Raw genomic sequence first — 12,168 nt, 5'->3', positions numbered from 1 at the left:
GTTGAACGTCTATGCGAGTGTTTTATATCAATTTGGGGCGCAAACACGCCTGTCACTTGCATTGAAAACGAATTCTGGAGATATCATGAGCAACGAAGAAAACAAAGTAACCGAAGCAGAGCTAGATCAGATCATTGCTGAAGCTGAGAAAGTGGAAGAAGCTGAACTGAATGAAGACGCTGCTGATGAGCAGGAAGCAAAGATTGCTCAACTAGAAGCTGCATTATTATCTAGTGAATCTAAAGTGAAAGAACAGCAAGATTCTGTTCTTCGAGCGAAAGCTGAAGTTGAAAATATGCGCCGCCGTAGCGAGCAAGAAATAGATAAAGCACGTAAATTCGCTTTGAATAAATTTGCTGAGGGCCTGCTTCCGGTTATCGATAACTTGGAGCGCGCTATCCAAGCTGCTGATACAGAAAATGAAGCGGTTAAGCCAATCCTTGAAGGTGTTGAATTAACGCATAAGACTTTTGTTGATACTGTTTCTAAGTTTGGTCTTAAAGAGATTAACCCTGAAGGTGAAGTTTTCAACCCTGAATTCCACCAAGCAATGTCGATTCAAGAAAGCCCTGATCATGAAGCAAACACAGTTATGTTCGTGATGCAAAAAGGCTATGAGCTAAATGGTCGAGTTGTTCGCCCAGCGATGGTTATGGTTTCAAAATAAACCACTAGTAAGACCGATATAAAAAGAGAGGCATATGCCTCTCTTTTTTTATGCCTGTTAGCTAGATACCCTGTTAAATAAGCACATTCTAATTTTATGGGTGCTCGTTCTTTTAAAATGCAGTTTTTCAATCATTTAGTGTTTTATTTTATGAAACTAATTGTTTTTAACTAAATGCTTCAATGTCACAGTTGTAATTATTTTGTAAAAAAATGCTTTTAATTGTTATTTCTGTATGTAAAATCCTCTGCAATATAGCGATTTTACTCGCATATATAACTATAAAAGTACATTTTTCAAACACAACAAACTGGAGAAGAACGATGGATAAATCGCTCTCAAGTAAGATTTTTGTAGGCTTGTTTGCTGGCCTACTTATTGGTACTGCTATTCAGTATCTATTTAGCGGAATTGCAATTTTTGATACTTACCTATTAGGCGCAGCAGAAGGTGCTGGTGGTATGTTTGTATCGCTGATTAAACTTCTTGTTGTTCCATTGGTATACGTATCGATTGTTTGCGGTATTGTTGAACTGAAAGATATTCGTTCATTTGGTCGTCTAGGTGGTAAAACCTTTGCTCTTTACATTATTAACACCATCATCGCGATCTCAGCTGCTTTAACGATTGGTCTGATTTTCCAACCTGGTGCAGGTGCAAACCTTGCAGGTACGGTTTCTGAAACTATTGCGCTGACTACAACAGAAACGCCAGATATCTTCTCTCTAGTTGTTAATATCGTTCCAAGCAACCCTGTTCAAGCGTTTGCAAGCGGCGATATGCTACAAATCATCTTCATGGCAATCTTGACTGGTCTTGCTATTCAGGCGCTTGATTCTCGTGGCGGTCCAGCTATCAAGACTTTCAAGATGGCTAACGAAATCATGATGAAGCTGATTGGTCTAGTTATGAGCCTAGCGCCATACGGTGTATTTGCGCTTATGATTCAACTAGGTGCGACACTTGATGCTGATACATTAATGTCGGTAGCGGGTTACGTAGCACTTGTTGTTGCAATGCTAGTATTCTGGATCTTCTTCTTCTATCCAATGATGGTTGGTTCTTTCACTGGTATTTCACCAAAACAGTTCCTACGTGCGACTCGTGAGCAAGTTCTTTTCTCACTTTCTACAGCAAGTTCGAACGCAACAATCCCAGTAACAATGCGTACTCTAACTGACAAGCTAAACGTATCTAAATCAGTTGCTGGTTTTGGTGTACCGCTTGGTGCAACGATGAACATGTCTGGTGTATCTATCTACATCGCACTAGCAACTATGTTCGTAGCAAACGCATTTGGTCAACCTATTAACACTGCTGACATCTTCACTCTAGGTCTAACTATTTTGCTACTGTCTATCGGTGCTGGTGGTGTTCCTGGTGGCGGTGTTGTTATGGTCGGTGTTCTATTGCACCAACTAGGCTTACCACCAGAGGGTCTAGCGATTGTTGCTGCTGTTGACCGTATTTGTGACATGTTCTGTACTTCTTCAAACGTTGTTGGTGACACTGCGGTAAATACAATCGTAGCGAAATCTGAAAATGAGATTGGCGTTGAGAAAGAAGAAGGTGCTGAACTTAAAAATGCAGAAGCTTAAGTTTACTTAAAGCTTGATAACTTGAAGCCTCGCTCAAATAGAGCGGGGCTTTTTTGTGCCTGTAATATTTTGTGTTTGTAACGACAGTTCATGGTTGAACTTAATAGAGTAATTGAAAGTAAGCGTCTTATTTAGTGCTAGAACTCACTTTTATAGTTACTTCGATACGGTCAAAATTGGATGTATTTCAAAGCTGATGCATATAACTAATGTAATACTAAAAAGTCGAGTTCTGCCTGTAAATGGCGTGGTATGGAAGCGGGGAATTGCATGCAAGCAAGCTTCTAGCAGTTAATTCTCAATCAATAACTTTGCCTATGTTGAGCTCTCGAATATCCAACCTTTCAAGCCTTAACCTGTAAGGGATAATCTATTTTCCATCGCTAAGTAAAAAGATGCAGGAAAAATGATATTTTTTTCACTTGTTCCCTTGAAAACCAGTTTGCAGCCCTTATCTATGGTGCATACGAAAGCAAAATACATTTGCACTTTAATTTTGTGTATTAGGGTTGAATCCCTGATTACCATCCCCCACATAGTGGGTATAGCAAAAACTAAATAGAATTTATTCGGAGATAGCCTGATGGGTCGAATCATTGGTATTGATTTAGGTACTACTAACTCTTGTGTTGCTGTTTTAGACGGCGATGCACCACGCGTAATTGAAAATGCTGAAGGCGAACGTACTACAGCATCTGTAATCGCATATACAGACGGCGAAACGCTAGTTGGTCAACCTGCGAAACGTCAAGCAGTGACTAACCCTCAAAACACACTGTTCGCTATTAAGCGTCTAATCGGTCGTCGTTTTGAAGATGAAGAAGTACAGCGCGATATCGAAATCATGCCTTTTAACATTGTTAAAGCTGATAACGGTGATGCATGGGTTGAAGCGCAAGGTCAAAAAATGGCTGCTCCTCAAGTATCTGCTGAAGTTCTTAAGAAAATGAAGAAAACAGCTGAAGACTTCCTAGGCGAAGAAGTAACTGGCGCAGTAGTAACTGTACCTGCTTACTTTAACGATGCTCAGCGTCAAGCAACGAAAGATGCTGGTCGTATTGCTGGTCTTGATGTTAAACGTATCATCAACGAACCAACAGCTGCTGCTCTAGCTTACGGTCTAGACAAGAAAGGCGGCGACCGCACTATCGCTGTTTACGACCTTGGTGGTGGTACTTTCGATATCTCTATCATCGAGATTGACGAAGTTGAAGGCGAGAAGACTTTCGAAGTTCTTTCTACTAACGGTGATACTCACCTAGGTGGTGAAGATTTCGATAACCGCATGATCAACTACCTAGTAGATGAGTTCAAGAAAGAGCAAGGCATCGATCTTAAAGCTGATCCACTAGCAATGCAGCGTGTTAAAGAAGCAGCAGAAAAAGCGAAAATTGAGCTTTCTTCTACTACTCAAACAGACGTAAACCTACCTTACGTTACTGCTGATGCAACTGGTCCTAAACACATGAACGTTAAAGTGACTCGTGCGAAGCTTGAGTCTCTAGTTGAAGATCTAGTTCAACGTTCTCTTGAGCCACTAAAAGTTGCTCTAGCGGATGCTGACCTATCTGTTGGCGAAATCACTGACGTAATCCTAGTTGGTGGCCAGACTCGTATGCCTATGGTTCAAGCTAAGGTAACTGAGTTCTTCGGTAAAGAACCACGTAAAGACGTTAACCCTGATGAAGCAGTAGCAATGGGTGCGGCAGTTCAAGGTGGTGTTCTTGCTGGTGACGTTAAAGACGTTCTACTTCTTGACGTTACTCCTCTATCTTTCGGTATCGAAACGATGGGCGGCGTAATGACTAAGCTAATCGAGAAAAATACGACTATCCCTACTAAAGCGGATCAAACGTTCTCTACAGCTGAAGACAACCAAAACGCAGTAACTATCCACGTTCTTCAAGGTGAGCGTAAGCAAGCGACTTACAACAAGTCTCTTGGTCAGTTCAACCTAGAAGGTATCCAACCAGCACCACGTGGCATGCCACAAATCGAAGTAACATTCGACCTAGATGCTGATGGTATCCTGAACGTATCTGCAAAAGATAAAGCAACGGGTAAAGAGCAGAAGATCACTATCCAAGCATCAGGCGGTTTGTCTGAGGAAGAGATCGAAGCAATGGTACAAGAAGCTGAAGCTAACAAAGAAGCGGACAAAAAGTTCGAAGAGTTAGTAACAGTTCGTAACCAAGCTGACCAAATGATCCACGGCACTAAGAAGCAAGTAGAAGAAGCTGGTGAAGCTCTACCTGCAGACGAGAAAGAGAAGATCGAAGCGGCAATTACAGCACTAGAAGAAGTTAAGTCTGGTGATGATAAAGAAGCTATCGACGCTAAAGTTCAAGAACTTATGCAAGCTGCTCAAAAGCTGATGGAAATTGCTCAACAGAAAGCTCAAGCAGAACAAGCTGGTGCTGATGCTGGTGAGCAACCTAAGCAAGACGACGATGTTGTTGACGCTGAATTTGAAGAAGTGAAAGAAGATAAGAAGTAATTCTTATTGATTAAGGGGCTTTTAACAGCTCCTTTTCTTCATGAATATTTTTGCGGGCGTCAGAGGTAACTCTTACGCCCGCATATTTGTAATTAGCTTGTCGATCTAGATAATGGCTCTCGAATTTCGAATCTCGAACCTTTATCTAGATTGATACATAAACCGCCGATTGTAGTGATAGCTTACTGAATAGTAGTGAGTATTAAATGCAATATGGTAGCAATAACTTGGTGACTTAAAACATGTCAAAACGTGATTTTTACGAAGTATTAGGCGTTAGCCGCGATGCATCAGAGCGTGATATTAAGAAAGCGTATAAACGCTTAGCAATGAAATTCCACCCAGACCGTAATCAGGGTGATGAGAGCGCAGCCGATAAGTTTAAAGAAGTAAAATTAGCGTACGAAATCTTAACCGATTCGCAAAAGAAAGCCGCTTACGATCAATATGGTCATGCTGCTTTTGAACAAGGCGGAATGGGTGGTGGCGCTGGCTACGGCGGCGGTCAAGGTGATTTCGGCGACATCTTTGGTGATGTTTTTGGTGATATCTTCGGTGGTGGTCGCCGTGGTGGCGGTCAGCAACGTGCACAACGTGGTTCAGATTTACGTTACAACATGGAATTAACGCTTGAAGAAGCGGTCCGTGGCGTTTCTAAAGAAATCGAAGTCCCTACGCTTGTTGAGTGTGACACATGTGATGGCAGCGGAGCGAAAAAAGGCTCATCTGCACAAACATGTGGAACATGTCACGGTCACGGTCAAGTTCAAATGCGCCAAGGTTTCTTTGCTGTACAACAAACATGTCCAACATGTAACGGTAAAGGTAAAATCATTAAAGACCCTTGTAACTCTTGTCATGGACAAGGTCGCAAGCAAAAGACTAAAACGCTTAACGTTAAGATTCCTGCAGGCGTGGACACTGGCGATCGCATTCGTTTATCTGGCGAAGGTGAAGCGGGAGAGCAAGGAGCTCCAGCTGGTGACTTGTATGTGCAAGTTCATGTTAAAGAGCACCATATCTTCGAGCGTGACGGCAACAACCTTTACTGCGAAGTGCCAGTAAGCTTTGCTATGGCAGCATTAGGTGGTGAAGTTGAAGTTCCAACACTAGACGGTCGTGTAAACCTTAAAGTGCCTGAAGAAACGCAAACTGGTCGTATGTTCCGTATGCGCGGCAAAGGTGTTAAAGGTGTTCGTGGCGGTGGTGTTGGTGATTTAATCGTTAAGCTTGTTATTGAAACTCCAGTGAAGTTGAGCTCTCGTCAGAAAGAACTTCTAAAAGAGTTTGAAGAAACATGTGGCGGCGAAGCTGCTAATAAGCATAAGCCTAAATCTGAAGGTTTTTTTAACGGTGTTAAAAACTTTTTTGATGACCTAACTAAGTAATTAGATAGTGGTTTGAAATTTTAAAAGCCTGCCAGTGTGCAGGCTTTTTTGATCTTCTTGTTTACTTAAAAATGCAGTTATGTATATTCCTAATCATTCTTTACTCATATCAAGGATATTAATTTTTATTAGTTCCAGCAATCTACAGGGGATTCTTCACCTGAAGATTTTAGCGTCATTGTTTTGGGAGTGCCTAAGCAAGAGTCACCACTTTGCCCTTTAGTTGACTGCGCTGTAGCGGTTATTGTATATGCCATGCTGCTTGAACTTGCAACAGAAAATACATAGCGATCACTTGATGATTCACACATTGTACAAGCCCCCCCTGAAATAATACTTCCCCAGCTATATGCACCATTGTAAGACTGCTCAAGTGTGAGTTGTATTTTTGCCATATCAGCCAATGCTGCTGTTCTGTGAGATTTAATAACATGATCGGTATAGCTTGGGTAGGCAATAGCGGTCAGCACTCCAATAATAGCCACAGCGATCAATAGTTCGATCAATGTCATCCCTTTGCGACTTAAGTTGTTGTTGTTACATTTATTTTTTCGAATCATCACGAGTAGTTCCTTCTCAATATTCTGCCTATTTTTCTCCGGTGATAGCATCCTTGCAAGATTAAATACGGTTACGTATCGGTTTACATAGGAATTTGGGAAATGTCTCGCGGGTTTACCTTCTTAGAGCTACTTATAACCATATCAGTGCTCTCAATATTATTGGCTGTTGCTGCTCCAAGTTTTAGTTCAGTCTCGGAAACGGTGAAGATGCAACGGTTAGCTACAGAGTTGAATGGTTTTATGATGCAAGCGAAATCTGAGGCGGTCATGAGAAATACAGATCTTTGGGCTCATTTTCTAATGAGTGGTAACTCAAATGACACCGGTGATTGGAAAATTGAATTGACCGAATTCGATGTTCCAAATACTGGTACGGCAATACTTTCAATGGAAGGGAATTCATTTCGAAACGTAGATTTCACCGTTAACTACAGTTCTGAACAAATTAAATTTAGTGGAGTAAACGGTAAGGCTAAAGATGGGCATCTCTTATTTGATATGAACTCTAAGCCTTTAAAGTTCATAACATATAGCGCTTCTGGAAGAATGAGAATCTGTGGTGTAGAAGGGGACTTTTATGGTTATCAGACCTGTACTTAAGAGTGGCCAACTCGGTGCAACATTAGTAGAATTTATGATCTCTTCCATTTTGGGAATTGTAGTTATTGGGAGCGTGGGATCGGTATTTATATCCGGACAAAACATCGCATCCGAGAGAAGTAAAGAATTACTATTATTACAACAAGTTTCAGGTGCTCTTCAATACTTTAAAGAGGATATCCAGCGGGCGGGCTACGATGGAGGTGCTGGTGTATCTCTAAAATTATCAGGCTCCACTGATACTTTATATATTTCTCCAGACTCAAAAACGGTCGCATATGCTTACGCTCATCAATCAGAGATCCGAAATGTCGCTTTTGTATTTGATTCAGGTTTGGTCAAGGTTTGTGATAGCCCTTCCAGTATCGTAAAAACAGTATCAGCGGCGATTAGTGGATGCTCTTCTATCTTTGAGCCTAATCAAATTCGAGTAGTTGACTTTAATGCGAACCAGTCAAGTATTGAATCACAAGGGGTTAGTTCAGGTATTACAACTATTACGATCTCTGCAGAATTAGTAGGAGATACATCAGTGAACTATTCATCAAGTGTGATTGTACAAAATAGGAATTGGCGATGAATAAAAATCAACAAGGTGCAGTTGTTTTACTTGTAACAAGTGTATTGCTGGTCTCTGCTTTAATGTTAACTTTTGGTAGTTATCGTTCTGTTTTTTATCAAATAAAAAGAGCACAAAATGAAGTTGAAGCTCGGCAACAGCAATGGAAATCTGAAGGGGGATTAGAGTGTGGATTTACTTACATTGTGAATCAAAAACTGCAATCAATTCCCAATAACTTGGCAACAGTTTGTAACTCTTATAATTTTTCCTCTTTAAATGCAGATCTTACAAATCCAGAAGTTTTGCTATCTCAAGTTGGTCATAGCAGTGTTAATAAAGCGATAATCTTTTCATCTTCAGGTGGTTCTGGAGCAATGAGGTCAACTTCTGATGTTATTTCTTTTGGCTCCGCTCTTTTTTCACCACCAGACCCTGGTGAATTTAACTCGGCAGCAGATGCCTATGAGTGTATAGGAGCAGTGGTTAAATATAGGTTTATTGCGACTGGTATTACAAACCATGGAGTAGGTAGTGCTATTGAATCTCCAGGTACAGGTCATGACTCCTCGAAAGATTGTAAGGCATCTCATAAAACATCAACAGCAGTTAAATCAGGGATATGGGAGAACTCTTCTGGAGTTATAAGCTCTCATAATGTTGGGTTAGATATTCAGCGAGATGACACTATTGACCCTTTTAAAGATTTTTTCGGAGTCGATAAAAGTAAGTGGCAAGAGGTTCGTGATGATGTAGATAACGATTTTATTAAAGTCTCTATGCCTTCTAGTAGTGTTGATTGCTATAGCCAATTTTCTGGTTCAATCGTGAATGGACAGCCCAATAAGATTTGGATTGATGGCTCATGCCAACTGGCATCAGCGGATGTAACGAATATTGTAAATTTACAGGCTGCACATCCGGGAACTGATTTGTTTTTACTTGTTCATGATGGTGTTTTTGGGGTCACTGGGTCCGGTGATATAAGCGGTGTCTTTTTTCATTTCAATAATACTTATTCACCAACTCCTTCTCAGTGGGACCCTATGACGGAAGTGAAACCTTTTGTAAATACTGTATTTAGCGATTTAATTAACACTATGTATGGTCCTTCAAGCACTCTTACGCCATACCATGCAACTTATGCTCAAGCTGGATCGTTCAGTTTTACTGGAGGGCAATTCTTTGACACTGAAGGGCAAATGGCGCTATTTAATAACTCCCTGAATTTTTCATTTAACTCAGATGTTATTAATGAGTTCGGTTTTTCTCCTAAGCCAAGATGGAAAAAAGGTTCATGGAATGATTTGTAAACAAAAAGGTTTTAGCTTAATAGAAGTACTTATTTCATTTTTATTGATCGGAGTTGGCTCTCTTGGGTTAATCAAGCTGCAGACGTATGTTGAGCAAAAGTCTGACTTTGCTATTCACAGTGTGGAAGCTCTGCATTTGGCTGAAAATAAGCTCGAATGGTTCAGAACTCGTGGCGCGTCTGCTGCTTTATCGAGTATAACGCCTGCGGATTTTGCTACGGATATTGTTGATGGTATTGATCACTCGCATGTGAAATATCAACTTGATTGGACAGTTGCGAATAGTTTATCAGGTGCGTTAAAGACCATTCAGATAACAAGCTCATGGGAAGACAGGTTTGGTAATAATCAGGCTATCGAATTACAAACCATGATCTCTAAATACAGCGAATTCGATTGATTGCTGGGAGTTATAACTTCAATGTAGTGATAGTTTGCTATTCTCGGACATTGTTTACGTGCTAGTTAAAATCATGTATCCAGCATGGTGTTCTTTTTGTTTTTACATTGTTACTGCATTATGGTGTTTTTGCAAAATATGTCTCCATTTATGGAAATATAGATGGAATCTTGTGCTTTTTGATTGCGGTTTTAATAGAATATATGTGAACCAATAGGTCGTGGTCATAACTTTAATTAGACCTAAAGAAAACAACATCACATATGGAGTTACCATGAGTAACCAAGCCGTAAAACAAGCACCAGACACTGGCAAAATCAGTGGGATGGACCGCTTTTTAAACTTCATTGAACGTGCAGGTAATAAGATTCCAGATCCAGCAATCTTATTCTTCTGGGCGTTAGTTATTGTATGGGTATTATCTGCACTTTTGTCGAATGTATCATTCGATCTTATTAACCCTCGAACGGGTGATGCTCTAGAAGTTAATAACCTATTAACGGGTGAAGCTCTTGCGAGTTTCCTTGCGAACATGGTGACTACTTTTACCGGATTTGCACCATTAGGCATTGTACTTGTTGCTATGTTAGGGGTTGGCGTTGCTGACTCTTCTGGCTTCATTACTACCGGCCTAAAGAAGATGCTGAACTTCACGCCAGCTAAACTTCTTACACCAATGCTAATTTTGGTTGCAATTGTATCTCACACTGCAGCCGATGCTGGTTATGTACTCGTTATCCCTCTTGGCGGTATCATCTTCCATGCTGCAGGTCGTCACCCTCTTGCGGGTATCGCAGCAGCATTTGCTGGTGTATCGGGTGGTTTCTCAGCAAACTTCATCCCTTCAGGCATTGACCCTCTTCTAGCTGGCTTCACACAAACTGCGGCAAATGTTCTTGACCCTGCCTATGTGATTAACCCTCTAGCGAACATATTCTTTACTGGCTTATCTTCAATTTTAATTGTTGCGATTGGTTGGTATGTTACTGAGAAAATCATTGAGCCACGCTTAGCTAAACTTCCAATTGATGAAGATGCAGAAACTGCACCAGATCTTGGTACGTTTACGGATATTGAAGCAAAAGCATTTAGATACGCTGGTTGGGCAATGGTTGCTGGTATTGGTTTGCTTATTGCTGCATTAATGCCTGAAAACTCAGCACTTCGTTCTCCAGAAGGTGAGTTAACGTCATTCTCTGCGCCAGTCATGAAATCAATTGTTCCTTTGATTTTCATCTTGTTCATCATTCCAGGCATTGTTTATGGTCGTGTGTCGGGTACTTTTAAAAGTAGTAATGATGTAATCAGAGCAATGTCAGAGACAATGGCAACAATGGGTGCTTACATTGTAATGTCATTCTTCTGTGCGCAATTTCTTTCTGCATTCGGTCAATCAAACATCGGTACTATGCTAGCGTTGTACGGTGCTGAAGGTCTGAAAGCAATGGACCTTCCTGGTGAGGCAACTGTTGTTGGTATGATTCTTCTGACTGCATTTGTTAACTTGCTTGTTGGCTCGGCATCAGCAAAATGGGCACTGATTGGTCCTATTTTAGTTCCAATGCTAATGGTTGTTGGTATTTCTCCAGAGCTTTCTCAAGCGGCTTACCGTGTAGGTGATTCTGTATCGAATATCATTTCACCTCTGATGGTATTCTTCCCGCTAGTGGTTGTTTACTGTCAGCGTTACGTTAAGTCGACAGGTATTGGTACTCTTGCTTCTATGATGATGCCATTCTCGATTGCAATGCTAATCGGTTGGAGTATCTTCCTACTTGCTTACTGGGCTCTAGGTATTCCACTGGGTATCCAAGCTCCTTACACTTACACAATGTAAGGAAAATTCCTTTCTGATTATTATCAAGAGAGGATGAAGCTGAACAAATAATTGATAAGGCCCGTACAGATATGTACGGGCTTTTTTATTGAATATTCAAAAGATCGCGTTAATCTACGCGTATAAAGAAAACTTGAGGAACAAGCATTGCCAGAGAACCACTTTACTGCTCAAGATGAATTGTTTATGCGTAGAGCTATTGAGCTTGCTTCACAAGCCGAAGATAACGGGGAAGTCCCAGTTGGTGCCGTTTTAGTTAAAGACGGAAATATAATTGCCGAAGGGTGGAATCGCTCGATAGGTGGGCATGATGCAACTGCACATGCTGAAGTTGAAACACTTCGTAAAGCGGGTCAAACGCTTAAAAATTATCGACTGCTTGATACAACGCTCTATGTCACTTTAGAGCCTTGCCCTATGTGCGCAGGTGCTTTGCTCCATAGCCGTGTTAAACGAATTGTATTTGGTGCCCCTGATTTGAAGTCTGGCGCAGCAGGGACAGTGTTAAACTTATTTGAAAGCCAAGCATCCTACCATTATGCCGATGTTGACAGTGGTTTATTAGAGAATGAATGCCGAGAGCAGCTGCAGGCTTTCTTTAAAAGACGACGTAAAGAAATTAAAGAGAAAAGAAAGCAAGAGAGATTATTAGATGAGAAAGAAAGCCGCTCTTAGCGTGTCTATTCAACTATCATTTGCATAAATGCGCGATTGCGCCAAATGATTTTCTTCTTATTGTTTGCAAG

11 protein-coding genes and 1 pseudogene are annotated in these 12,168 nt (G+C 40.9%); 11 read left to right on the top strand and 1 reads right to left on the bottom strand.

Annotated elements, in window-relative coordinates; translation table 11 throughout:
- Positions 1 to 85 precede the first annotated feature (85 nt).
- The 5 genes and pseudogenes from grpE to dnaJ all read left to right on the top strand — a co-directional run bounded on the left by grpE (position 86) and on the right by dnaJ (position 6,150).
- Positions 86 to 667, top strand: a complete 582-nt coding sequence (gene grpE / locus L4C37_RS11390; protein WP_429768639.1) for a nucleotide exchange factor GrpE — start codon at positions 86 to 88, stop codon at positions 665 to 667.
- A gap of 323 nt (positions 668 to 990) precedes the next feature.
- Complete coding sequence (locus tag L4C37_RS11385) at positions 991 to 2,265, top strand: dicarboxylate/amino acid:cation symporter (protein WP_137374925.1); 1,275 nt, start codon at positions 991 to 993, stop codon at positions 2,263 to 2,265.
- 159 nt (positions 2,266 to 2,424) lie between these two features.
- Positions 2,425 to 2,553 (top strand): annotated as a pseudogene (locus L4C37_RS11380) (polysaccharide lyase family 7 protein); the annotation flags it as partial.
- Between the two features lie 295 nt (positions 2,554 to 2,848).
- Positions 2,849 to 4,762, top strand: coding sequence for a molecular chaperone DnaK (gene dnaK, locus L4C37_RS11375; protein ID WP_137374924.1), 1,914 nt, complete (start codon positions 2,849 to 2,851; stop codon positions 4,760 to 4,762).
- Between the two features lie 242 nt (positions 4,763 to 5,004).
- On the top strand, positions 5,005 to 6,150 hold the full coding sequence (dnaJ, locus tag L4C37_RS11370) for a molecular chaperone DnaJ (RefSeq protein WP_429768638.1): 1,146 nt from the start codon (positions 5,005 to 5,007) through the stop codon (positions 6,148 to 6,150).
- Between the two features lie 128 nt (positions 6,151 to 6,278).
- On the opposite strand, the gene L4C37_RS11365 is transcribed toward dnaJ, so the two are convergent.
- Entirely contained in the window at positions 6,279 to 6,710 is a 432-nt protein-coding gene (locus L4C37_RS11365) for a type IV pilin protein (RefSeq protein WP_137375006.1), read from the bottom strand.
- Between the two features lie 102 nt (positions 6,711 to 6,812).
- Between L4C37_RS11365 and L4C37_RS11360 the strand changes: the two genes are divergently transcribed.
- From L4C37_RS11360 to tadA, 6 genes are all read left to right on the top strand, one after another.
- Complete coding sequence (locus L4C37_RS11360) at positions 6,813 to 7,313, top strand: GspH/FimT family pseudopilin (protein WP_429768637.1); 501 nt, start codon at positions 6,813 to 6,815, stop codon at positions 7,311 to 7,313.
- Entirely contained in the window at positions 7,291 to 7,893 is a 603-nt protein-coding gene (locus tag L4C37_RS11355) for a PilW family protein (RefSeq protein WP_429768635.1), read from the top strand. The genes L4C37_RS11360 and L4C37_RS11355 overlap by 23 nt, the downstream gene beginning before the upstream one ends.
- Complete coding sequence (locus L4C37_RS11350; protein WP_429768634.1) at positions 7,890 to 9,185, top strand: hypothetical protein; 1,296 nt, start codon at positions 7,890 to 7,892, stop codon at positions 9,183 to 9,185. The genes L4C37_RS11355 and L4C37_RS11350 overlap by 4 nt, the downstream gene beginning before the upstream one ends.
- The gene (locus L4C37_RS11345; RefSeq protein ID WP_273295482.1) at positions 9,175 to 9,585 is read left to right on the top strand and encodes a type IV pilus modification PilV family protein; all 411 of its coding nucleotides are present in this window, start codon (positions 9,175 to 9,177) and stop codon (positions 9,583 to 9,585) included. Before L4C37_RS11350 ends, L4C37_RS11345 begins: the two co-directional genes overlap by 11 nt.
- 274 nt (positions 9,586 to 9,859) lie before the next feature.
- Positions 9,860 to 11,422, top strand: coding sequence for an AbgT family transporter (locus L4C37_RS11340; RefSeq protein WP_429768633.1), 1,563 nt, complete (start codon positions 9,860 to 9,862; stop codon positions 11,420 to 11,422).
- A gap of 147 nt (positions 11,423 to 11,569) precedes the next feature.
- On the top strand, positions 11,570 to 12,097 hold the full coding sequence (gene tadA / locus L4C37_RS11335; protein ID WP_137374917.1) for a tRNA adenosine(34) deaminase TadA: 528 nt from the start codon (positions 11,570 to 11,572) through the stop codon (positions 12,095 to 12,097).
- Positions 12,098 to 12,168: the final 71 nt, after the last annotated feature.

This window comes from Vibrio kagoshimensis, assembly GCF_050337535.1.
Classification (GTDB): Bacteria; Pseudomonadota; Gammaproteobacteria; order Enterobacterales; family Vibrionaceae; genus Vibrio; species Vibrio gallaecicus.
Note: the sequence above shows the minus strand (reverse complement) of the source record. Positions and strands in the feature narration are given on the sequence as shown.